This window comes from Pantoea sp. CFCC18179 (assembly GCF_059412405.1).
The window spans coordinates 240,936-264,680 of sequence record NZ_JBNBPM010000001.1 but is presented as its reverse complement, the minus strand read 5'-3'; the positions used below and the strand labels follow the sequence as shown (position 1 = coordinate 264,680).

Annotated in this window: 23 protein-coding genes; 15 read left to right on the top strand and 8 right to left on the bottom strand. The window is 53.1% G+C overall.

The genetic code is table 11. The annotated features are described in order from the left end of the window. Positions 1–27: 27 nt before the first annotated feature. Positions 28–1,206: a formate-dependent phosphoribosylglycinamide formyltransferase gene (gene purT, locus ACPUC7_RS01255; RefSeq protein ID WP_494921465.1), complete on the bottom strand. Its 1,179-nt coding sequence runs from the start codon at positions 1,204–1,206 to the stop codon at positions 28–30. A 185-nt stretch (positions 1,207–1,391) separates the two neighbouring features. Here purT and ACPUC7_RS01250 point away from each other — a divergent pair, with 185 nt between their 5' ends. Further along, positions 1,392–3,002: an FGGY-family carbohydrate kinase gene (locus ACPUC7_RS01250; protein WP_494921464.1), complete on the top strand. Its 1,611-nt coding sequence runs from the start codon at positions 1,392–1,394 to the stop codon at positions 3,000–3,002. A gap of 105 nt (positions 3,003–3,107) precedes the next feature. After that, positions 3,108–5,171 carry a prolyl oligopeptidase family serine peptidase gene (locus ACPUC7_RS01245; protein ID WP_494921463.1) on the top strand — a complete coding sequence of 688 codons (2,064 nt, stop codon included), beginning with the start codon at positions 3,108–3,110 and terminating at the stop codon, positions 5,169–5,171. On the opposite strand, the gene exoX is transcribed toward ACPUC7_RS01245, so the two are convergent. After that, positions 5,165–5,833, bottom strand: a complete 669-nt coding sequence (gene exoX / locus ACPUC7_RS01240; protein ID WP_494921462.1) for an exodeoxyribonuclease X — start codon at positions 5,831–5,833, stop codon at positions 5,165–5,167. The genes ACPUC7_RS01245 and exoX overlap by 7 nt on opposite strands. 3 nt (positions 5,834–5,836) lie before the next feature. Next, entirely contained in the window at positions 5,837–6,067 is a 231-nt protein-coding gene (locus ACPUC7_RS01235; protein ID WP_343552640.1) for a DNA polymerase III subunit theta, read from the bottom strand. Between the two features lie 153 nt (positions 6,068–6,220). Here ACPUC7_RS01235 and copC point away from each other — a divergent pair, with 153 nt between their 5' ends. The 7 genes from copC (at position 6,221) to ACPUC7_RS01200 (ending at position 9,578) form a co-directional block, all read left to right on the top strand. After that, entirely contained in the window at positions 6,221–6,598 is a 378-nt protein-coding gene (gene copC, locus ACPUC7_RS01230) for a copper homeostasis periplasmic binding protein CopC (RefSeq protein WP_494921461.1), read from the top strand. After that, entirely contained in the window at positions 6,595–7,476 is an 882-nt protein-coding gene (gene copD, locus ACPUC7_RS01225) for a copper homeostasis membrane protein CopD (RefSeq protein ID WP_494921460.1), read from the top strand. The genes copC and copD overlap by 4 nt, the downstream gene beginning before the upstream one ends. A gap of 33 nt (positions 7,477–7,509) precedes the next feature. Next, positions 7,510–7,857 (top strand): YebY family protein, encoded by a 348-nt coding sequence (locus ACPUC7_RS01220; protein ID WP_494921930.1) that lies wholly within the window; start codon positions 7,510–7,512, stop codon positions 7,855–7,857. 558 nt (positions 7,858–8,415) lie between these two features. Continuing rightward, complete coding sequence (gene cspE, locus ACPUC7_RS01215) at positions 8,416–8,628, top strand: transcription antiterminator/RNA stability regulator CspE (RefSeq protein ID WP_494921459.1); 213 nt, start codon at positions 8,416–8,418, stop codon at positions 8,626–8,628. Further along, positions 8,628–8,768, top strand: coding sequence for a cold shock small protein YmcF (ymcF, locus tag ACPUC7_RS01210; RefSeq protein ID WP_494921929.1), 141 nt, complete (start codon positions 8,628–8,630; stop codon positions 8,766–8,768). The genes cspE and ymcF overlap by 1 nt, the downstream gene beginning before the upstream one ends. Positions 8,769–8,975: 207 nt before the next feature. Further along, the gene (locus tag ACPUC7_RS01205; RefSeq protein ID WP_494921458.1) at positions 8,976–9,299 is read left to right on the top strand and encodes a hypothetical protein; all 324 of its coding nucleotides are present in this window, start codon (positions 8,976–8,978) and stop codon (positions 9,297–9,299) included. A 111-nt stretch (positions 9,300–9,410) separates the two neighbouring features. Further along, positions 9,411–9,578, top strand: a complete 168-nt coding sequence (locus ACPUC7_RS01200; protein ID WP_494921457.1) for a hypothetical protein — start codon at positions 9,411–9,413, stop codon at positions 9,576–9,578. A gap of 64 nt (positions 9,579–9,642) precedes the next feature. Here the strand turns inward: ACPUC7_RS01200 and ACPUC7_RS01195 are convergent, their stop codons facing one another. After that, positions 9,643–10,383, bottom strand: coding sequence for a class I SAM-dependent methyltransferase (locus ACPUC7_RS01195; RefSeq protein WP_494921456.1), 741 nt, complete (start codon positions 10,381–10,383; stop codon positions 9,643–9,645). Positions 10,384–10,639: 256 nt separating this feature from the next. Here ACPUC7_RS01195 and ACPUC7_RS01190 point away from each other — a divergent pair, with 256 nt between their 5' ends. Beyond that, positions 10,640–11,287 (top strand): metallophosphoesterase, encoded by a 648-nt coding sequence (locus tag ACPUC7_RS01190; protein WP_494921455.1) that lies wholly within the window; start codon positions 10,640–10,642, stop codon positions 11,285–11,287. A gap of 3 nt (positions 11,288–11,290) precedes the next feature. Here ACPUC7_RS01190 and rsmF read toward each other — a convergent pair whose 3' ends face one another. The 3 genes from rsmF to yebS form a co-directional block, all read right to left on the bottom strand. Then, positions 11,291–12,715 (bottom strand): 16S rRNA (cytosine(1407)-C(5))-methyltransferase RsmF, encoded by a 1,425-nt coding sequence (gene rsmF / locus ACPUC7_RS01185; RefSeq protein WP_494921454.1) that lies wholly within the window; start codon positions 12,713–12,715, stop codon positions 11,291–11,293. A 73-nt stretch (positions 12,716–12,788) separates the two neighbouring features. Beyond that, positions 12,789–15,428: a PqiB family protein gene (locus tag ACPUC7_RS01180; protein WP_494921453.1), complete on the bottom strand. Its 2,640-nt coding sequence runs from the start codon at positions 15,426–15,428 to the stop codon at positions 12,789–12,791. Beyond that, positions 15,397–16,641: a membrane integrity lipid transport subunit YebS gene (gene yebS / locus ACPUC7_RS01175; protein WP_494921452.1), complete on the bottom strand. Its 1,245-nt coding sequence runs from the start codon at positions 16,639–16,641 to the stop codon at positions 15,397–15,399. Before yebS ends, ACPUC7_RS01180 begins: the two co-directional genes overlap by 32 nt. A gap of 217 nt (positions 16,642–16,858) precedes the next feature. Here yebS and ACPUC7_RS01170 point away from each other — a divergent pair, with 217 nt between their 5' ends. The 4 genes from ACPUC7_RS01170 to htpX all read left to right on the top strand — a co-directional run bounded on the left by ACPUC7_RS01170 (position 16,859) and on the right by htpX (position 21,299). Next, positions 16,859–17,359, top strand: coding sequence for a GAF domain-containing protein (locus ACPUC7_RS01170; protein WP_008110428.1), 501 nt, complete (start codon positions 16,859–16,861; stop codon positions 17,357–17,359). Between the two features lie 96 nt (positions 17,360–17,455). Next, positions 17,456–18,139, top strand: coding sequence for an RNA chaperone ProQ (proQ, locus tag ACPUC7_RS01165; protein WP_343552677.1), 684 nt, complete (start codon positions 17,456–17,458; stop codon positions 18,137–18,139). A gap of 19 nt (positions 18,140–18,158) precedes the next feature. Continuing rightward, complete coding sequence (prc, locus tag ACPUC7_RS01160) at positions 18,159–20,198, top strand: carboxy terminal-processing peptidase (RefSeq protein ID WP_494921451.1); 2,040 nt, start codon at positions 18,159–18,161, stop codon at positions 20,196–20,198. Between the two features lie 219 nt (positions 20,199–20,417). After that, positions 20,418–21,299 carry a protease HtpX gene (gene htpX / locus ACPUC7_RS01155; protein ID WP_494921450.1) on the top strand — a complete coding sequence of 294 codons (882 nt, stop codon included), beginning with the start codon at positions 20,418–20,420 and terminating at the stop codon, positions 21,297–21,299. A gap of 48 nt (positions 21,300–21,347) precedes the next feature. Here the strand turns inward: htpX and ACPUC7_RS01150 are convergent, their stop codons facing one another. Then, complete coding sequence (locus tag ACPUC7_RS01150) at positions 21,348–22,730, bottom strand: MFS transporter (protein WP_494921449.1); 1,383 nt, start codon at positions 22,728–22,730, stop codon at positions 21,348–21,350. Between the two features lie 193 nt (positions 22,731–22,923). Here ACPUC7_RS01150 and kdgR point away from each other — a divergent pair, with 193 nt between their 5' ends. Continuing rightward, the gene (gene kdgR / locus ACPUC7_RS01145; protein WP_494921448.1) at positions 22,924–23,715 is read left to right on the top strand and encodes a DNA-binding transcriptional regulator KdgR; all 792 of its coding nucleotides are present in this window, start codon (positions 22,924–22,926) and stop codon (positions 23,713–23,715) included. Positions 23,716–23,745 lie beyond the last annotated feature (30 nt).

Sequence of the window (23,745 nt, the reverse complement as noted above, 5' to 3'; positions counted from 1 at the left end):
GGCCCAATTACGGGCCACCCATATTGACTAACCTGTAACTTTCACCGCTGCCGCACTGGCTACAGCGCGCGCAATCGCTTCATCGGTATTTTCACCCGTCGCCAATGCCACGCCTAAACGGCGCTGCCCAGCAATTTCCGGTTTACCAAACAGACGCAACTGCAAACCTGCACCCAGCGCGGCTTCGATATTAACAAATTGCACGTTGTTGCTGTTCAGTTCTGGCAGAATCACCGCCGATGCAGCAGGACCATATTGACGAATACCGCCAATCGGTAAGCCGAGGAAGGCGCGCACATGCAGTGCGAACTCAGAAAGATCCTGAGAAATCAGCGTGACCATGCCGGTATCGTGCGGACGCGGGGACACTTCGCTAAACACCACGTCATCACCACACACGAACAGCTCAACGCCAAACAAACCGTAACCGCCCAATGCTTTCACCACGTTGGCGGCGATGTCTTGCGCACGCTGTAGAGCCAGATCGCTCATCTGTTGCGGCTGCCAGGATTCACGATAATCACCCTCTTCCTGGCGATGTCCAATCGGTGCGCAGAAGTGAATGCCGTCAACGGCGCTGATGGTCAGCAAAGTGATTTCGAAATCAAATTTCACCACGCCTTCAACGATCACGCGGCCCGCGCCAGCACGACCGCCTTGCTGCGCGTAATCCCAGGCTTTATCCAGTTGGCTGGCTTCGCGAATGAAGCTCTGGCCCTTGCCAGATGAACTCATCACCGGTTTCACGATGCATGGGAAACCAATTTCGTGCGCAGCCGCGATGAAATTCTCCTGGCTGTCGGCAAACTGATACGTTGAGGTAGGTAAGGACAACTCTTCCGCCGCCAGACGGCGAATGCCTTCGCGATTCATGGTCAAGCGGGCCGCACGCGCGGTAGGCACCACTTTCTGGCCTTGTGCTTCTAATTCCAGCAGCTTTTCAGTGGCGATAGCTTCAATTTCGGGTACCACGAAGTGTGGCTTTTCCAGCGCAATCAACGCGGCCAGCGCATCGCCATCCAGCATGTTAATCACATGGCTACGATGCGCCACATGCATTGCTGGTGCATCGGCATAACGATCCACCGCGATCACTTCCACACCGAGACGTTGGCACTCTAGCGCCACTTCTTTGCCGAGTTCGCCTGAACCTAACAGCATGACACGCGTGGCAGCAGGGCGCAGCGCGGTTCCGAGAGTTGTCATAATTTCACCTTAGCAGTCAAAATGCGCGCGCAGTATATACGAAAACGTTTGCGTACTCACGTTTTCAGCCGATTATTCGGCTCATTCGGCATCGCTCACAACTCCCGCCGCTTGCCTGGCATCTTGATGTGCAATCTGCTAATTCTTGCTGACAATTGCGAATGCGCCATAACGGAAGGGAAGAGATGACCAGTCACTATTTCATCGGTATTGATGTCGGTTCAGCCAGCGCGCGTGCTGGGATTTTTGACGTAAACGGCGAGTTAATCGCCTCGGCTAAGCATCCGATTGCGGTGTTTCATGCCGATGGGCATCGGGTGGAGCAATCAAGCAACGATATCTGGCGCGCAGTGTGCCATTGCGTGCGCGCGGTCATGCAACAATCGGCGATTAATCCCGCTCAGATTGGCGGCATTGGCTACGATGCCACCTGTTCATTGGTGGTGATTGATAAACAGGGCGGGCCGCTGCCGGTTAGCGCGCAGGGTGATGTTGAGCGCAATATCATTATGTGGATGGATCACCGCGCCATTGCACAGGCTGATGCGATCACTGCGACGCAACATGCGGTGTTGCGCTATGTCGGCGAGCGCATCTCGCCAGAGATGGAAGTGCCAAAGCTGCTGTGGTTAAAGCAGCACAATCCTGAGACGTTCCAACGCGCGTGGCAGTTTTTTGATTTGGCGGATTATCTAACCTGGCGTTCAACTAGTGATTTAACCCGTTCGCTCTGTACCGTGACCTGTAAGTGGAACTATCTGGCGCATGAAAATCGCTGGGATGACGATTACTTTCACGCGGTGGGATTAGCAGAATTTCCTGAAGAAACTTATAGCCGTATTGGGCAGCATATTGCTGCGCCGGGCACAGCGTGTGCCAACGGGCTAAATGCGCAAGCCGCCAAAGAAATGGGATTGTTGCCGGGCACGCCAGTGGCGATTGGTATGATCGATGCGCACGCGGGTGGCATCGGTACGCTGGGTGTTGAAGCATCACCTGAAGGGCAGCTGGCTTATGTCTTCGGCACTTCGTCATGCACCATGACATCCACGCGCAATGCGGCTTTTGTGCCGGGCGTGTGGGGACCGTATTTTTCGGCGATGGTGCCAGACTTCTGGCTAAGCGAAGGCGGGCAAAGCGCGGCAGGTGCAGCGATTGATCGCCTGCTGGAATTGCATCCCGCGGCGGCCGAAGCGCAATCGCTGGCACAACAGGCAAAGCTACCGCTGCCGGTGTATTTGGCAAGCCTGGCTTTGCAGCGGATTGAAAACCCATCCGCAACGGTGCAACTGGCAACCGAGTTGCACATTGTGCCGGAATTTAACGGCAATCGTGCGCCCAACGCCGATCCGCATGCGCGCGCGCTGATTTATGGCTTGGGCATGGAGCGCGATGTGGATAGCTTGATCAGCCAATACATCGCTGGGATTTGTAGCCTGGGATACGGCCTGCGCCAGATCATTGATGCGCAACGGCAAAATGGCATTCACACGCGCAGCATTGTGATCAGCGGCGGTGCAGGGCAGCATCCGCTGGTGCGCCAATTAATGGCCGACAGCTGCGATTGTTCGGTTATCTCTACGCAATCTGCGGAGCCCGTATTGCTGGGCTCAGCCATGCTAGCGGCGGTGGCGAGTGGGCAGTTCCGTTCATTGATTCACGCCATGCGCGCCATGACCGAGGCTGAGCAGACTTATCAACCCAGCGCATCACAGCAGGCGCTGCATCGCAAACGCTATCAGGCTTTTTTGCTGTTACAACAAACCGCCAAAACGGTGCGCGAGAACGGCCAATAAACGCATAACAAACCTCACTTACACTTCGCGTGCGCTTGTCGCTTGGCATCGCGCGCGATCGGTGCCACGCTTGCAGCATGTTGTCTTTCAGGAAGAAGAGCCGCGATGAATCAACCCCAAGCGAAAAAAATCCCCTACGAAATGTCTCTGCACGGTGAAACACGCACCGATAACTATCACTGGCTACGTGACGACGATCGAGAAAATCCGGAGGTGCTGGCGCATCTGCACGCGGAGAACGATTACGGCAAAGCGATGATGGCCTCGCAGAACGCGTTGCACGATCGGGTGTTGAAAGAGATTGTTGATCGCATCCCGCAACAGGATCACTCGGTGCCGTATGTGAAAAACGGTTATCGCTATCAAAGCCGTTATGAAGTGGGCAATGAATATCCAGCCTATTTCCGCCAGCCGATTGATGCGCCTGCGGATGAGCCGTGGCAACTGTTGCTGGATGGCAATCAACGTGCGGCGCACAGCGATTTCTACACCATGGGCGCGCTGGCCATCACGCCAGATAATCAAGTGATGGCGCTGGCGGAAGATTTCCTGTCACGTCGTCAATACGGCATTCGTTTCCGCAATCTTGAAAGCGGCAGTTGGTATCCGGAAGTATTAAGTAATGTCTCTTCCAGCGTGGCGTGGGCCAACGATTCCCGCACGCTCTATTACGTGCGCAAACATCCCAAAACGCTGCTAGCGTACCAGGTATGGCGACATGAATTGGGGCATCCGCAGTCTGATGATCAACTGGTGTATGAGGAGAAAGATGACACGTTTCATCTCAGCGTGCATAAAACCACCTCCGAACATTTCATCCTGATCGCGCTGTACAGCACCACCACCAGTGAAATTCTGCTGATTGATGCTGAATATCCCGATGCGCAACCGCAAACCTTTTGCCCGCGCCGCCGCGACCACGAATACAGCATCGATCATTACAATCATCAGTTCTTTATTCGCTCAAATCGCGATGGCAAAAATTTCGGCTTGTACCGCAGCGCATGGTTGGCGGAATCGCGCTGGCAGGCGCTCATTCCAGCACGTGACAACGTAGTGCTGGAAGATTTTCAACTGTTCCGACATTGGCTGGTGGTGGAAGAACGTCAACGCGGCGTTAACACCTTGCGGCAGATTAACTGGGAAAGCGGTGAAAGTGTCGGCATCGCCTTTGATGATCCGGCATACGTGACGTGGCTGGCTTACAATCCTTCGCCAGAAAGTGACACGCTGCGTTACGGTTACTCTTCAATGACCACGCCGACCACGCTGTTCGAACTGAACATGGAAACCGGCGAGCGTCGGGTGTTGAAACAGACGCCAGTGCCGGGTTTCAATTCCGATGATTATAAAAGCGAGCATCTGTGGATCCCGGTGCGCGATGGCACCGAAGTGCCGGTGTCGCTGGTCTATCATCGCAAACATTTCCAACGCGGCAACAATCCGCTGCTGGTTTACGGCTACGGCGCTTACGGCAGCAGCATGGATGCCAGCTTTGGCACCAGCCGTATCAGTTTGCTGGAACGTGGCTTTGTCTACGCGATCATTCACGTACGCGGTGGCGGTGAGCTGGGCCAGCAATGGTATGACGATGGTCGCCTGAAGAATAAAATCAACAGCTTCACTGATTTTATTGATGTCACCAAAGCCTTGGTGGCGAAAGGCTACGGCAATCCACAGCAACTGTATGCGATGGGCGGCAGCGCGGGCGGCTTGTTGATGGGCGGCGTGCTAAATATGGCGCCAGAACTGTTCCACGGCGTGGTGGCACAGGTGCCATTCGTTGATGTGGTGACCACCATGCTAGATCCCACTATTCCGCTTACCACCGGCGAATACGATGAGTGGGGCAATCCTGAACAGGCCGAGTTTTATCACCTGATTCGCCAATACAGTCCGTATGACAACATCGAGGCCAAAGCCTATCCGCACCTGCTGGTTACCACCGGCTTGCATGATTCTCAGGTGCAATATTGGGAGCCGGCGAAGTGGGTAGCGAAACTGCGTGAGCTAAAAACCAACGATACGTTATTGCTGTTATGCACGGAGATGGATTCGGGGCACGGCGGCAAATCGGGGCGCTTTAAAGCCTATGAAGGGGTGGCGCAGGAGTTCACCTTCTTGATTGGTCTGGCGCAGGGCAGCTTGCCAGACCGCGTCGATTATTGATCGTCCTTCACGTACTTGCGCAGCGCCTGCCGTAACGGTGGGCGCAAATCGCGCACATTCTCCAGCACCCAACGCAGATAGCCGGGATCTTTGCGCGCGATGCTGCCAATGCTTTGGCCGCGATATTTGCCAAATGGGAACACATCGCCGCTGACGGGCGCAGGTTGACATAAACTCGCCATCTGCTCGGCATTCCACCCTGAGGTTTCCATAATGCGGATCAGCAGCGCGGCGGTGACGTAACAGTCGTAAAGCGCGCGGTGTGCGTGCAGATCGGCGGGCGGCGTGACATCCAACTTCAAACTATGGCGCAACGCCTGGTTGCCGTATTTGATGCCGGGCCAAAGTTGTCGCGCCAGTGTCATGGTGCAGATCCATTCGCCTGGCATGGTGGGCAACATACGGCGATCAAAACTGGCGTTGTGCGCCACGTAATGCGGGCTGCCGTGATAGCGGCCAATCGCTTCCTCGATGGTCGGCTTATCCGCGACCATCGCTTCAGTAATGCGATGTACCGCCATCGCCTGGCGACTAATTGGGCGATCGGGACAAATCAAATCACTCATTGGATTAACGATTTGACCATCAATGACATCCACCGATGCCACTTCCACCACGCCGCCTTGCAGGCCGCAGGTTTCGGTATCAATAACACGTAACATAAATTACTTCTGCTTAGGTTCGTAGGGCAGGCGCGACAGGCTAAGCGATGCCTGGCGATATTGCATCAAGCGCTGGCGGAACCAATCGCGCAGTGCTTCAGGTTGCTCGCGCTCCACCATTTCAGCAACCACCGGCATGTTGTAGCGCTCTTTAAACGCCACGCCAGCCGCAGCCAGCTCGACATTCACTTTGTCTTTCTCTTCCTGCGACAGCAGGGCAAGGTTTTGACTCATGTTTTTCTCCTGATAATCAGGGGCAAAAGTAATGGTTTCAGCCTCGAGGATCAAGGGAATTGGATCGCACCGCAAGTCTCGACACCTGCGGATCGGCGGCGTATCCTGCTGCCACGTTTGCGGAGCTTTGCCGCATGTAATAGGAAAGAAGTGATGAACAAAACTGCGTTTAGCCGTGGCGTAGCGTTGCTGTTGGCGTTCTCTGCGCTGACCTTCAGCCAGTTTGCACTGGCGCATGCCCATCTGAAAACTGCGGTTCCTGCCGATAAAATGGTGGTGGATAGCTTCCTGCATAATGCATCGCTGACTTTCACTGAAGATGTTGAACCGGCATTCAGTGGCGTTGAAATACTGAATGCGCAGCATCAGCCGGTTGCGGCCGGCAAAGCCAAGCTGGCGGAGAACCAACACAATAGGTTGGTAGTACAATTCGATCCGCCGCTGCAATCAGGCCAATATCAGGTCAACTGGCATGTATTGTCAGTTGATGGACATAAAACCAAAGGCAGCTACTCCTTCACCATCAAATGAGTTTAAGTAGCGTGTGGATTGCCTTGCGGGCGATTCATTTCATGGCCGTTTTGCTTCTGACTGGCAGCGCTTTTTACACTGCGCTGCTGGCGCCTCGCCGCTATCGTCCGGTGTTGGCGCAGCGCCTGGCGCGGATGTTGATCATATGCGCGATCATCAGTTTCATCAGCGCAGTATTGATGCTGGCGACGCAAACCGGCTTGATGAGTGGTGATTGGCGCAATGTCAGCGACGTGGAGATCTGGCGTGCGGTGCTCGGCACGCGTTTCGGCCAAGTGTGGCGCTGGGAAATAGGTTGGGCTGCATTGAGCGTCATGGCGCTCCTGCTGCACGGTTCGCTGCGTCAAAACGCATTGCTGTTCAGTGGCGTTTTGCAATTGATCGCTTTAGCTGGCGTGGGCCATGCCGCGATGCGCGAAGGTTGGCCCGGCGTGCTGCAACAAGCGAATCACGCGCTGCATCTGATTTCAGCCGCATTTTGGGCCGGCGGTTTGTTGCCACTGTTGGTATTGATGCGCGAAGCGCGGCAGAGTGAATTTCGCATTGATGCGATTCGTTGCATGATGCGCTTCTCGCGCTATGGTCATCTGGCCGTGGCGCTGGCGTTGTTAACCGGCATTATTAATAGCCTGTTGATTGCCGGGACGCCGCTGAATTGGCAAATCACACTGTGGAGCGAACTGCTGCTGGCGAAAGTGCTGCTGGTGCTGCTGATGATGATGCTCGCAGTGATCAATCGTTATCTGCTGGTGCCGCGTTTTCACCGCGCGGCGGATGTGGCACCGCGACTATTTATTCGCCTGACGCAGCTTGAGCTGTTGCTGGCGATTGGGGTTATTGGGTTGGTGAGCGTGTTTGCCACGCTGGCACCGGCTTGAATGTGTCATTAAAGAAGATGAAATGAGGTCGATATTTTGCTGAAGAAACTGATTCCAGCTTGCGTATTGATGGCGCTGTGCAGCCAGGCGATGGCCGCGCAGATTATTACCGTCAGCCGTTTTGAGATTGGTAAAGACAAGTGGCCGTTCACCCGTGAAGAGGTGATGCTAACTTGTGAAAAAGATGGCGCGTTGTTTGCCATTAACCCAAGCACCTTGCTGCAATATCCGCTCAACGACAAAGCGCTGGCGCGCAATACCGCCGGGCAGGGCACATTGCAATCCATCGACACCATCGTGGCTGAAGATAAAGCCCATCCAGGCCAGAAAATGAGCCTGCAACCGATCATTGATCGTGCGCAGCAGCTGTGCGATAAGTAATCCCTTCATTTATCAGGCGTAGCGCACATTTTTGTCGCTGCGCTTGCTCTCACGTAGTGTCAGCGCGATCACAGAGTTGAACGCTTTTCATCCCGTTTGTGACAGTTGGCTGGAAATTAATCACCCTTGGTCTACCTTTAAATGGCAAGGCGTCCTCGCCTGCAAAAAATGCCAACTTTTAGCGCACGGCTCTCAAAGAGCCATTTCCCTGGACCCGATACAGGAATCGTATTGGGTCTTTTTTTATCTGTATGATCAATAAAACCTTATTTCCGCCCAAAATGAAGCTGTTCTGATAATATCGTTTCCTTTCAATTCACTAAAAAATCCTTTCACCTATTGGAAATAAAAAATATTTTAGCTTGCTTGTGGTGAGGATTAATGCGTTAATGCTGCGTCGGTCTGAATAGCAGACAGTTAGAAGGTTAGTTCCCATTGTATTTCTCATCCCAGCAAGTGCCGCTTCAAGCCCTTTCTCTTTGAGTCTTATCCTAAGTTCTGATTCGTATCTGCAACTCGGCCCTTAACGCCAATAGGCTCATTTAAAAGGTAAAAATTATGTCTAATAAAATTCTTGGAACGGTAAAATGGTTCAACTCAGAAAAAGGCTTCGGCTTTATTTCTCCTGAAAATGGCAGCAAGGACGTTTTCGTCCATTTCTCTGCTATCCAGGGCACTGATTATCGCTCACTGGATGAAGGTCAGCGTGTTGAGTTTTCAGTTGAAGATGGTCCTAAAGGCCCATCAGCGACTAACGTTGTAGGTTTGTAATATTGTTTAAAAGTTTCAGATGTCCGCATTGCCATGGTTCGCAATATCGCACTTCAGTGTTCGATATCACTAAAATGAATCCACATGGCGCGAAATGCATATTTTGTAAATCATCAATGATTGTGTTGAAAACAGCATAATCAGGTTGATTTACGCCCCTGATGATTATTAGGGATTATCAAGCCATCGCTTGATGTAGCATTACTAGCACTGCTTCGGCAGTGCTTTTTTTTATCTGAAAATTGCCTCGATTCTTCCGCGCTATTCTGCTGATCGAACGCGACATTACCTGCTACATTTTCTTCTTAACGTGATAATCCGCACCAACCAAAACCAGAGATTTCCGCATGTATAAAAGCTTTGCTCTGATTGTTACTTTGCTGCTTAGCGGCTGTGCGTTGAAACAATACCCGCAATCCGCCAAGGTCAGCGATCAGGAGGCGGCCAGCTATGATTGCGCCACGCTGAATCAGGAAGTCGCCAAAACGCAGAGTGTCCAGCAGCAGATTGCTAAAACCGGAGAGTTTGATGCGCTAACTGTGTTGGGATTTGTTGGGGATTTCGGTATCGGCAATGGCATTGCGAAAGCCAGTGCCAGCGACAAAGCGTTGGCGCGTTTAACGCAATTACAAAAGCTACAAGCGGTACGATGCAATCATAACGCGGTGTAATTAACGGGTTATAGCCAGTAGAAAGGTTGGCCATTTAATAGCAGCCAGCGTGGGTGAAAAATGGTATAAGGTCGGCGCTTCTATTTTACTGCCGGTTAATAAGGATCCTTCATGGCAAATACACAATATCTCCTCTGGGTAATGATTGGCACCTTAACTCTGCTTTGTGTCTTTATTGGTGTGGTGGTGGGCAGGGCAAAAACGCCGCATCTGGGATTCATGACGTTTGCGGGATTATTAGCTTTCTTCTTGTTGGCGATATTCCTGATCACGCGTTAGTGGAAAACACCGGTGTTTGCCACACATGATGTGTGGCAAAAATGAGCAACGTTGAGTCACTTTTTTATTCGCTTTTTCCAGACTTACGCGCCGCCAGTAAAAACATCATCGGACGATCGCATTCCTCTGCCAAACCGGCATTCTGCGCGACTTGTTCGGCGGTTGGTCCCCATTCATCCAGATGCTCAAGGGCAAATCCAGCATCAATCAATGCATTAATCCATGTCGCCAGTTTGCGATGCTGTTTCTTCACGCCATCTGCAAACCAATTACTGATACGTTCGCCTTCTAACTGATATTGGTTCACCGGCCAACTGCGCTGTTGCTGATCGTCAACAATCCATTGTTGCTGCTTCGGCGCGGTGTAAATCGGGTGCTCGCAGGAAAAGACCAACGCGCCGCCGGGCGTCAATGCCTTAAACAGCGTGGCGAATAGCGTGTCGATCTCGCTGAGATAATGCAGCGCCAGCGAACTGTAGGCGAGATCGAAAGATTCGCTGAGTTGCAGCGTTTCCAAATCAGCGCGCTGATAGCGAATGCCGTTTCCCTGGGTCATCGCTGTGGCTTGTGCCAGCATTTTCTCTGACACATCCAGCCCTAAAACGTCCTTCGCACCTTGTTGCTGCGCATAGCGGCAAAACCAACCGTAGCCGCAGCCCAAATCAAGGATGCGCTTATCTTTGAGGTCAGGCAGTAACGCACGCAGCGCGGGCCATTCTGGCGCGCCATCCAATCCTTGCACTGAACGTGGCAGCGTGGCGTAACCGGCGAAAAATGTAGGGTTGTCGTAAATGTTCTGGCTCATATCGTCTCCTTTATATGATGCGCAAAGGAGTGTAGGCCTTTAGTGAGGAATGTAAAGTCGGGTAATTATCCCACAAATAACAGATGCACTAAGCGAGCGAGTGATTCGAGTAGCAAGAGGCTGCCGATGAAAATAACGATTAATACACCAATAAACTGTTTACGGCCGCTCATGCTGTTCCCTCCGCTGGCTAAACCTGACCCGGCTATACTTTATGCTGGGTTGTTTAAACTTCCAGTCAACCGGGGAAGATTACATGTTTTACCAAACGGTAAGTGCTAAAACGTGGCGAAACATTTGGGTGGTCGGCGATTTACACGGTTGCCGCGCTCAACTGGATGCGCAATTGTTAAAGCGCAACTTCGATAAGCAGCAGGATCTCTTGCTGTCGGTCGGCGATTTAATCGATCGCGGGCCGGACAGTCCCGGCTGTTTACAATTGCTGCAAGAGCCGTGGTTCCGTGGCGTACGCGGCAATCATGAACAAATGGCGCTGGCGGCGCTAGAAGGACGCGACCAAACCTTGTGGATGATGAACGGCGGCGATTGGTTCTGGCAGTTGAAAGGCGCGTCATTGATTGCCGCCCGCCATGCGCTAAAACGTTGCGCTGAGTTGCCGCTAATCTTGCATGTGGATTTGGGCGATCGCGTGGTGGTGATAGCGCATGCGGATTATCCGTCCAGCCATTACGCATTGGGACAAGATGTGGATTGGCAACAAGTGGTGTGGAGCCGCGAACGCCTGGGACGCCATCAACGTGGCAATTCTAACCACATTGATGGTGCCAACGCGTTCTACTTCGGCCATACGCCATTAGAACAACCGCTTAATGTGGCGAACCAACATTACATTGATACTGGCGCGGTGTTTGGTAATCGTCTGACGCTGGTGCAGTTGCAGTAATCGCTAGCGGAACAAACGGCCATCGCGCACTAACTCACGCGGATAGCTGTTCTTAATGCGATTGCCGACTTTCTTGGCAAGACCTAACGGTTGCTGCTGGTAGGTAACGATCACTTCATCGCGCTGTGGCAAGGTTTCCGGATGAATATCCTGGCCGCGATACCAGCTTTCGGCTTGTTCATCAGTCAGTTCGAAATCCAGCTCGCTGCCTGGCTGCGACAGTGCTACTACCGCTTCATGCTGCCAGCGATAACCTTTCGGGAAGGTTTCCGCTAATTTCAGGCCGATGCGTGAGAAACGCACTTTGCCGAGCCAGCTTTCCAGTGCGGCGGGAAACAGCCACAGCTCTTTGTCGCGCTGCCACAAAGTATGATTCTCATCCCAGTGCAAACCGACTTTGGCTGCCGCCTGCTGGACTTCGGCGCTCAACTTACGGCTCAACGGTGAGAAGGGCAGTTTGCCCACTTTGTAGGTCGGTTGCGGTAGCGCCGGAATGCTGGCGGTTTTGCGTAACCGTGCCACGAAGAAGCCTTCGCTGTCGAAGATTTGTGGGAAGACGTGCAAGAAGCCTTCTGGTGTTAATGCCTGATCCGCGCCCGCAAACAGATCATTCAGCGGCACGATTTCCACCGCGTCGGGATAACGCTGCTGCAACCAATGAATCACCTGCTGATTCTCGATTTGATTCAGCGTGCACGTGGAGTAAATCAGCGTGCCGCCGGGCTGCAATGCATGGAAGGCGCTGTCGATGAGATCGCGCTGCGTTTCCGCAATCGCTTCGGTGCTGGCCAGCGTCCAGTTGCGTAGCGCATCGGCATCTTTGCGCACCACGCCTTCGCCGGAGCAAGGCGCATCCAACAGAATCGCGTCGAAACGTTCAGGTAACGCGGCACCAAATACGCGGCCATCAAAGTGGGTCAACGCTACGTTGCTGACGCCGCAGCGGCTGATGTTGGCATGCAACACTTTGACGCGGCTGGCTGAATATTCGTTGGCGAGGATTGCGCCTTGATTGCGCATTAATGCCGCCATTTGCGTGGTTTTCGAACCTGGCGCAGCCGCAACATCCATCACCTGGCGTGCATCCGGCGCAGCGTCAAACAGCGCGGTAACCGGCAACATCGAACTGGCTTCCTGAATGTAGAACAAACCGCTGAGATGTTCCGCCACGCTGCCCAACGGCAGTGATTCATCGTCACGCTCAATCCAGAAACCTTCGGCGCACCACGGAACCGGCGTCAAACGCCAACCGTAATCGGCGGTGCGTGCAAGGAAATCGTCCACGCTGATCTTTAAGGTATTGACGCGCAGGCTGCGTCGCAGCGGTTGTTGGCTGATAGCGAGGAAACGTTGCAGTTCAGCGTCGTCAGTGAGGCTGGCGCGCATCAGCGCGAGGAAATCTTCGGGAAAGCGATCGGACACGGGCATCTTCCGGGGAAACTAAATAGGCGCGAAGTGTAACACGCGAAAAAGAATCGGGCAGCCAGGCTGCCCGATTTGCTTACGGTTGATTAGGGTCCGGAATTGCTGTGCCCCAACTGCGCCACTCTTTCGGCGCTTCATCCTGCAACAAGAAGTGCTTGTTGGCACCGGCTTGTGGCGCTAATGGCACCGTTGGTGGTGTGGCAAACTGTACGCCACCGCGAATGAACTGCTGGAAGGTGCCAGTTTTCAGCACGCCGCCAATTAGGCCAAAATCGAAGTTGTAGCCAGAAGCCAGCCAGAACACCGAGTTGTTGCGTACCAGATGCTGATATTTTTTGCTGATGCGCAGCGCGATTTGTACCCGATCGGCCATGTTACCCAGCGACGTTCCCGTCACGGTGCCGACTTCAACGCCGCGGAACAGCACTGGCGTGCCCACCGACAGCGAACCGGCTTCGGTCGCATCAACATAAATGGTCAAACCGTTCAGGTAACGTGAATCGGTGATGGTGCTCTCTTGCAGCTCAAAGGTGCGAGCGAGCGGACCTTTGCCCGGATCGACGTTAACGTAAGGCTGCAACAGCGTTTCCAGATGGTTGACGCCCGCCGGAGAAATTTCTGGCGAAACTACCGAGAAGCGACTGCCGATGCGTGCGAAGTCTTGCACATATTCTGGATACAGCACTGCTTTCGCCACCACCTGATTGTTATCGCTGCTCAGTGCCAGCGATTCAACCTGACCAATATTGATGCCGAGATAGCGAATTGGCATGCCAGCCGACAATTTGCTGGCATCGTAGGTGTGCAACGTAATCTGGCTGCCCACCGCGCGGGCGGCGGTTTCCGAAGGATAGAGCACGCGTTTAACGCCTTTCGCTGCTTGCGCGCCGGTCAGATTATCAAAGCTGATGGCACCTTTTAACGCACGATTCAGCGGCGACGCCTGCACGGTTAAGCCGCTGCCGTTGAGTTGTACTTTCGCGCCGCCTTCAGCCCAGAACACGCTTTCGCTGGTCAGCAGTTTGCGATATTGCGGCTGAACATGGATGGAGATTTCGAACGCATCGGCGCGTGGCACCACGTCAACCACTTCGCCGACCTGGAATTTGCGATACAGCAGCACCGAGCCGGCCTGCACATCTGGCAAACTGGTCGCCGTGAGTTTCAGCGTGGTTGGCGGTTGTTGCCCAACGATGCCTTCTTCAGCGCGTTCAGCATCGGCATATAAAGGATAGCGTGTCGACGGATTGCCTTTCGCGCCCGGAATCAGGCGAATGCCACCATCAACCCATTCACGCGCGCTGGCACCGAGCACCTGCATGCCATCAAGGCCAAACTTCACGTCAAGACGACTGTTGACCACAAATTTGCTGTCGGCGTGCACCAATTTGCGTTGTTCCGGATTAATCGCCACCACAAAACTGATGCCGTCTTCATCCAGCGTGCGTGAAATCACCTGACCAATCTTCATGCCGTACAGCATTACCGGTTGGCCAGCATCAATCCCGTAAGTTTCCGGTGCGCTGAGTTTAACGGTCAGTACGTCAGGTTTTTGCAGCAGCGTCTCGCTGGCTGGCAACACATTAAAGTGATCTTGCGGTTCACCTTCGCCGGGCACCAATTCGAAGGTGTTGCCTGTTAACAGGCTACTCAGATTGGTGTCGGTCAGACTGATTTTCGGTGTGCGCATCTCAATACGCGTGCCGCTGCGCATCAAACCGGTCACAGAAGGATCGACGGTCAATTCGCCGGTGACTTTACCGCCATCCTGCAAATTCAATTTGGTTAAGGTGCCTACTTCCAAACCTTGATACATCAACGGCGTGCTATTGGCTTTCAGGTTATCGCCACTCGGTAAATCGAGTAGGATCTGCACACCTCGCTGGCTGTGCGCTAAATCAGGATAAAGTTGATAATTGGCATCCACCTGCGCTTGCTCGCCATCGTTGGGCGAATCAAAGGCAATCGCACCATTCACCAGCGCCGCCAGGCTTTCCAGCTTCACTTTAGCCCCGCTCAGGCTGACATCGGCATCCACACCGGAAACATTCCAGAAGCGGCTCTGCTTTTTCACCAAATTGATGAAGCGACGTTCAATCAGCACATCAATGGTGACGCCATCGGTACTGTTGTTCAGGCTGTAATCATACACGCGGCCAACCGGGATTTTGCGGTAATAGACCAGCGAACCGGTATTCAACGAACCGAGGTCCGGTGCGCGCAGATGGATCAGCAATTCGCCAGTATTCACGCGATATTTCGGCTGCGCATCCAGCGCCGTGAAGTGATCCTGCTCCTTGCCTTTGCCTGGCATCATGCCGATATAGTTACCGCCGACCAGCGCATCCAGCCCGGAAACACCCGCCAGCGAGGCTTTAGGCGTCACCAGCCAAAACTGCGTGTCTTCGCGCAGCGCATCGCGCATATCGCTCTTGATACTGGCTTTGATCTGGATGCTGCGATAATCATCGCTCAGCACGATACCTTGCACCGTGCCGACTTCCACGCCCTGATAACGAATTGGCGTGCGGCCCGGCACAATACCGTCTGCCGTTTGGAAGTTAATGGTGATCGTCGTACCGCGCTCCTGGTAATTGGTCCATAACAGCCAGCAAGCGATCAGCAGGGCGATGATGGGCAATAACCAAAAGGGCGAAATCTTGCGCTTGCCGCGCAGATTCGCGCTAGTCGGTGTAGTCGGCGTTTCCTGTTGCATGTGCATCCCAGATCAGGCGGCTGTCAAGCCACTCAACAGCCATAATGGTCAGGATCACGGCAGAGCCAAAGTAGAAGGCGGCCGGTCCCATAGTAAAAGCCAGCAGCTGGTCACGATTGACCAGCGACATGGTTAACGCAATCACAAACAGATCCAACATCGACCAGCGGCCCACCCAGGTAACGGCGCGCAGCAGGCGAATGCGGGTTTTTAAACCCTGTTCGCATTTGAAATGAATGCTGATTAACAACGTCAGCATCACTAACACTTTGGTAAACGGCACCAGAATACTGGCGATAAACACCACGGCTGCAACCGGAACATTGCCCGATGCCAGCCCTAAAATGCCGGAGAAAATGGTATCTTCGCGGCGCGCGCCATTGACGTAAACGATAGAGATCGGCATCAGGTTGGCGGGAATCAACAAGACAATCGAGGCGATTAAAGCGGCCCAGGATTTTTGTAAGCTGTGGCGACGGCGAAAATCGAGCGGCGTATGGCAGCGCGTGCAGCGACCGCGTTCATCGGCGACGCCGGTTTGGTGACAGTTAAGGCACACTTGCCACTCTTCTGGCGGCGAGGTGGGCATCGCTTGCGGATAATAGTGTTCCCACAACTGCTCGACATTGAGGTGGATGAGCGTTAACAGGCTCAATACCGTTAAGGCGATATACGCCACCAATCCGTAACCCACTTCCAGCGCGGCGTAATCCTGCACCTTTATTGATGCCACCGCTACGCCGACCAGATAGATATCCAGCATCACCCACTCTTTAAGCTTCTCCAGCATCAGCAATACTGGACGCAGATTCATGCCGAGCGCGTTGCCAACCCATAAATAGACAATGCCAGCCACCAAAGTTACCGGCGCACCGATGGTGCAGAACGCCACCATCGAAGCGGTTAACGTATTACCTTGCTGTGCCATCTGGATCACGCCTTCAAGCAAGCTGGCGTTGATGCGCATGCCAAGCAGGCGAATATCCACCAATGGCAGGCTGAAGGCGAAGGGCATTAAGACCATCATCACCACCGCCATCACGGTGAGACGCGTCATTGACCAGTCACGTCCGCTCTGGATTTGCGCATGACAGCGTGGGCAATAAGCTGTCTGATGCGATTTCACATCCGGTAAGGAAAAAAGGGTATCGCATTGCGGACAACGCTGATAACGTGCGTGGGGCAACGTCTGGCTGATAGCGTGAATTTTCATAGGTGACGCAAGTGCCCATCGTTCGTTACGGTTACCGGCATGTTGAGCAGAGCCAATCTGCCTGCAACATTCAGTGGTACAAGAAAACTCTTATCCACCGACTGCTAAGGTTATAGTAACTAACAGAATGATTCACCTGATGCGCCTGGATTATTAGTGCTTATTTTAACAACTGAGTGACATTAAGGTCACCACAGTGATGAGTTATGGTTGAACAATGAACAAAAAAGCTTTTTACGAGGATTTAAATCGTGATATCCGCGCGTTGTTGGCGGGTGAAACCTCGTTCCTGGCAGCGCTCGGCAATTGCAGCGCGCTGTTATTTGAACGCCTGGAAGGCGTGAATTGGGCAGGATTCTATTTGCTAACTGAGCCAAACACACTGGTGTTAGGTCCGTTCCAGGGCAAAATCGCCTGTGTACGCATTCCGGTGGGCAAAGGCGTGTGCGGTACAGCGGTTGCTGAGGATAAAGTGCAGTTGGTTGAGGACGTGCATGCGTTCCCCGGCCACATCGCCTGTGATGCGGCGAGCAATGCCGAAATCGTGATTCCTCTGAAAGTGAACGGCACCCTGGTGGGCGTTTTAGATATTGATAGTACGGTTTATTCTCGCTTCGACAGCGAGGATGAAGCGGGGCTGGTGGCCCTTACCGACGGGCTTTGTGAAGTGCTGGCGGGCAGCGACATCGTAAAATTTATTCAGCTGACGCACAGCTAATCGACTGGATCACATAGCATTTGGCGATGTTGTCATTATAATGTCGCCTGTTCATGCCTGCTCTGGTCGGCAAATCCGTTGTAATCAGGAAATTTCATGGAAAATCAACCTAAGTTGAATAGCAGTAAAGAAGTCATCGCCTTTTTGGCGGAGCGTTTTCCGCAATGCTTTAGCGCCGAAGGCGAGGCGCGTCCGCTCAAAATCGGCATTTTTCAAGATCTGGTCGAGCGTGTTCAAGGCGAATTAAGCCTGAGCAAGACGCAACTGCGTTCTGCCTTACGTCTATATACCTCTAGCTGGCGTTATCTTTATGGCATCAAAGCAGGTGCCATCCGTGTTGATCTCGACGGCAATGCCTGTGGCGTGCTGGATGAGCAACACGTAGAACATGCGCGCAAGCAACTGGAAGAAGCTAAAGCTCGCGTTCAGGCGCAGCGTGATCAGCAAAAAGCGAAGAAGCGCGAAGCCGGTGAAGAGACCGCTGAACGTCGTCCACGCAAGCCTGCTCCACGCAAACCTGCTGCGAACGGCGATGCGCCGCGTAAGCCACGTCCACAGCAGGCACCGCGTGCCGCCGCTGCTGAGCGTACCGCACCGCAACCGCCGCGAGCTAAACCTGTTACTGACACCTCAACGTTGCAACCCGGCCAGAACATTAAAGTGACTGCAGGTAAAGGTGCAATGGACGCTACCATTCTTGAAATTACTAAAGATGGCGTTCGGGTTCAGCTCGCTTCCGGCATGGCAATGATTGTGCGCGCAGAACATTTGCAGTTCTGAAACGGAGGCTGACCCTGGCATGAACAATATTTTAAAGATCAGTATGATCGCGGGCCTGCTTTTAGCAGGTCCCACCTTTAGCGCAGACAATATTACCCGCGCTGATCAGATTCCCCAGCTACACGAAGACCCGCAACATCCTACCGTTAGTGAACGCGTCACCTCGCGTTTTACCCGCTCTCATTACCGCCAATTCGATTTGAATCAGGACTTTTCAGCAAAAATTTTTGATCGCTACCTGAATCTGCTCGATTACAGCCACAACGTGCTGTTGGCTTCTGATGTCGCGCAATATGCCGACAAGAAAACCACCGTTGGTGACGAATTCCGCAGCGGTAAGTTGGATGTATTTTACGATCTCTACAACCTGGCGCAGAAACGCCGCTTTGAGCGCTATCAATACGCGCTGAGTGTGCTGAACCGCCCAATGAATTTCACCGGCAATGACACCATTGACATTGACCGGGCAAAATCGCCATGGCCGAAGAGCGTTGATGAGCTCAATGCGCTGTGGGATGCCAAAGTTAAATATGACGAACTGAGCCTGAAATTGGCCGGTAAAGATGACAAAGAGATCCGTGAAACGCTGACCAAGCGTTACAACTTTGCTATCCGTCGTTTAGCGCAAAGCAACAGTGAAGATGTGTTCCAGCTGGCGATGACCGCGTTCGCGCACGAAATCGATCCGCACACTAACTATCTTTCACCGCGCAACACCGAACAATTCAACACCGAAATGAGCCTGTCGCTGGAAGGTATCGGCGCCGTGCTGCAAATGGACGACGACTACACGGTGATCAACTCGATGGTCGCAGGTGGTCCGGCGGGCAAGAGCAAAATGATCAGCGTCGGCGATCGCATTGTTGGTGTCGGTCAGCCAGGCAAGCCGATGGAAGATGTGATCGGCTGGCGTTTGGATGATGTGGTGTCGAAAATCAAAGGACCGAAAGGCAGCAAAGTGCGCCTGGAAATCCTGCCAGCTGGCAAGGGCACCAAAACCCGCACCGTCACCTTAACGCGCGAGAAGATCCGTCTGGAAGATCGTGCGGTAAAAGGCACCGTGCATAACGTCGGCAAAGAGAAAGTCGGCGTACTGGATATTCCTGGCTTCTACGTTGGCCTAACTGACGATGTCAAAGTGCAGTTGCAGAAACTGCAAAAGCAAAACGTCGACAGCATTGTGATCGATCTGCGTACCAACGGCGGCGGCGCATTGACCGAAGCGGTTTCGCTGTCTGGTCTGTTTATCCCAAGCGGTCCAGTGGTGCAGGTGCGTGATAACAATGGTCGCGTGCGTCAAGACAGCGATAACGATGGCATTGTTTATTACAAAGGTCCGCTGGTGGTGTTAGTCGATCGTTTCAGTGCTTCAGCGTCTGAAATCTTCGCGGCGGCGATGCAGGATTATGGTCGTGCGCTGATTGTCGGTGAGCCGACCTTCGGTAAAGGCACGGTGCAGCAGTACCGTTCTCTGAATCGCATCTACGATCAGATGCTGCGTCCAGAATGGCCTGCGCTGGGTTCAGTGCAATACACCATTCAGAAGTTCTACCGTATCAACGGCGGCAGTACTCAGCGTAAAGGCGTAACGCCTGATCTGCTGATGCCAACCGGCGTGGAAGCGGCAGAAACTGGCGAGAAATTCGAGGACAATGCATTGCCGTGGGACAGCGTGAACGCGGCAAGCTACACCAAAACCGGTGATATCGCGCCGATGGTGCCGCAGCTGACCAAAGAACATGCCGATCGTATCGCGAAAGATCGTGAATTCCAGTACATCATGAAAGATATTGCGCGCTTCGACGCGATGAAAGACAAACGCAATATCGTTTCGCTCAATCTTGCGCAACGTGAGAAAGAGAATCATGAAGATGATGCACTGCGTCTGGAGCGTATCAACGCGCGTTATCAAACGGAAGGCAAAGCGCCGCTGAAGAGCCTGGACGATCTGCCGAAAGACTATAAAGAGCCTGATCCGTATCTGGATGAAACGGTGAAAATCGCTAACGACATGGCGCAGTTGGAGAAAACCCAGCCTGCTGCCGAAGCGGCGAAATAGCCCTCGGCTTATGAAACAGCACCGCTTAAGCGGTGCTTTTTTTTAGGCTAAAATCATTGTTCAGATGCGTTAATGCGGCCAATAGCCGGCTTCCAGCTCTAATGTAAAGTTATGTCTTTTTAGGCACTTAAAGATTAAGGTTGCTTGAAAAGCGCAGCAATGACCCTAGGATAGATATCCGCGCATGAGCGCGAGAACAACTGAGGAAGATTAACTTTTATGATGCGTATTGCTCTTTTCCTGCTCACCAACTTGGCGGTGATGTTGGTATTCGGACTGATTCTGAGTCTGACAGGAATTCAGTCAAGCAGTGTTCAAGGTCTGATGATTATGGCAGGTCTGTTTGGCTTTGGCGGTGCGTTTGTTTCACTGCTGATGTCCAAATGGATGGCATTGCGATCCGTTGGCGGTGAAGTGATTGAACAACCCCGTAACGAAACGGAACGCTGGCTGATGGAAACCGTCGGCCGCCAGGCTCAACAGGCCGGCATTGCGATGCCGCAGGTGGCGATTTACCACGCGCCAGACATTAACGCCTTTGCGACGGGGGCACGTCGTGATGCATCGCTGGTTGCAGTGTCGACCGGTTTATTGCAAAACATGAGCCGCGATGAAGCGGAAGCGGTGCTGGCGCACGAAATCGCGCACATCGCAAACGGTGATATGATCACCATGACGTTGATTCAGGGCGTGGTGAACACCTTTGTTATCTTTATTTCGCGTATTTTGGCGCAGATTGCTTCGGGCTTTTTGTCCGGCAACCGCGATGGCGACGAGAGCAGCAATGGCAATCCAATGGTCTATTTCGCGGTGTCGATGGTGCTGGAACTGCTGTTTGGCTTCCTCGCCAGCATGATCACCATGTGGTTCTCACGTCACCGTGAATTCCACGCCGATGCCGGTTCCGCGAAACTGGTGGGCCGCGAGAAGATGATTGCTGCCTTGCAGCGTTTGAAAACCAGCTACGAACCGCAGGAGCCAAGCAGCATGATGGCGTTCTGCATCAACGGTAAAAACAAATCGTTGAGCGAGTTATTCATGTCGCATCCGCCGCTGGATAAACGTATCGAAGCGTTGCGCAGCGGTGAATACATCAAATAGTTACCGTGTTTGAAATGAAAAGGGCGCCGATTGGCGCCCTTGCTGTTTCTACGATTCGGCGGTTTCTCGCGACTGCGTCATACGCGCCATACTGACGATGGCGGCAACACTGGCAAAGCTGCCGGCCAGCAACAACGATGCGTGCGTGCCGCTGTCGTTAAACAGGTTAAACATCAGCGCGACCAGCGCAGCACCGCTGCTTTGTCCAACCAGACGCGCGGTGCCCAACATGCCGCTGGCACCGCCGCTGCGATTGCGTGGTGCGGCGGTGATGATGGTGTGATTATTGGGTGACTGGAACAGGCCAAATCCAGCGCCGCACAGCATCATACGCCAGATAATGTCGGCATCGGTTGGTTGGCTTGGCAACAAGGCCAGCAAAAACAGCCCCGCAGCAAACATCGCCAATCCCAATCCGCCTAATAATCCAGCGTGGAATTTCTCAATCAGTCGTCCGGCAATTGGCGCCATCACCATCGTTGCCAACGGCCATGGCGTTAACAGCAAACCGGTGGCAACTTCATCGCGTCCTAGCACGTTTTGCAGGAAAAATGGCAATGCCACCATCGCCAGCATTTGCGCACAGAATGAACAAATGGAGGTACCAATGGATAATGAAAAGATCGGGATACGTAGCAAATCCACCGGCAACAGTGGCACTGGCATCGCCAATTGACGGCGCACAAACACCACGCCAACCAGTAATAACGCAACCAACTCGCCAGTAATCAGCCAGCCATTTTGTCCTTGTGAAAATCCGCTTAACGCCGAAATCAGCAAACCAAAAAATAGCGCATTCATGATGGCGCTGGGCACATCAAATTTCTGCTGCTTAGCTTTTTGCGTGTTGTCAGGCAGGAAACGTAACGCCAGCCACAGCGCCACAATGCCCAGTGGCACGTTGATCAGGAACAACCACTTCCAACTGGCGATCGACAAGATGGCCGCAGCAACCGTTGGTCCGGCCGCACTGGAAACCGCAACGATCAGCGAGTTGATCGCCATACCACGCCCCAAAAAGCGCTGCGGATAGATGATGCGTATCAGTGCGGTGTTGACGCTCATCAGCGCTGCGCCACCAAAGCCTTGCAGCACGCGCGCGAAGGTCAGCATATTGAGCGATGAGGAGAGCGCGCAGAATAGGGATGTGGCGATAAATAAGCCGAGGCCCACTTGATACACACGGCGATAACCGAGCATATCGCCCAGAAATGACAGCGAAAGCAGTGAGATGACGATGGCAATTTGGTAAGCGTTAACGATCCAAATTGATTCTGCCGGGCTGGCATTGAGTTCACGGGCGATAGTGGGTAGCGCCACGTTGGCAATCGCGCCATCCAGCACCGCCATCATGATGCCGAGCGCGATAGTTAAAATCGCGCCATAACGTTGTGGAACGGGTAATCCATCCTGAGGAGCAGTTGCGGGCATAAGTAGAATAAGTGAAGGAAGTGAATATCATCATGCTAATCAATTCGCTGGCGAAAAGCACCGCATTCATTGACATAAAATTACGTGCGAATGTGTCATGCCGTGTCAGTGATTGCCGCATTTACTGTGAAACGCATATACTGGCGTTTCTGTTCCGTTTTTTTTGAAACACTGTCAAAAAAGGATACGCGCCATGGCGAGCAGCGATAATGATAAACAGCCCGACTCGGTTTCATCGGTGATGAAAGTGTTTGGCATTTTGCAAGCGTTGGGCGAAGAGCGCGATCACGGTATTACTGAGTTATCACAACGGGTGCTGATGTCGAAAAGCACCGTTTATCGCTTTCTCCAGACCATGAAAACCTTGGGGTATGTGGCGCAGGAAGGGGAAAGTGAGAAATATTCACTGACGCTGAAACTGTTTGAGCTGGGCGCAAAAGCGTTGCAGAACGTGGATTTGATTCGCAGTGCCGATATCGAAATGCGCGAGCTGTCACGTCTCACCAAAGAAACTATCCATTTGGGCGCGTTGGAAGAAGACAGCATCGTCTACATCCACAAAATTGATTCACTGTATAACCTGCGCATGTACTCACGTATCGGCCGCCGCAATCCGCTGCACACGACGGCAATCGGTAAAGTGCTGCTGGCATGGCGCGATCGTGCGGAAGTACAAGATATTCTGCGCGAAGTGGCGTTCAGGCGCAGCACGGCCAAGACCATTGTCACGGTGGAAGCGTTGCTTGAGGTGTTGGATCAGGTGAAGGCGCAAGGTTTTGGCGAAGATAATGAGGAGCAGGAAGAGGGCTTACGCTGCATCGCGGTGCCGGTTTTTGATCGCTTTGGTGTGGTGATTGCCGGGTTAAGTATCTCGTTCCCAACCATCCGTTTTTCTGAAGAAGCGAAAAACGAATATGTCGCGATGTTGCATCGTGCGGCGCGCAATCTGTCCGAACAGATGGGCTACCACGACTATCCTTTCTGAGTGAAAGAGCGGGCTGTTACCAGCCCGCCG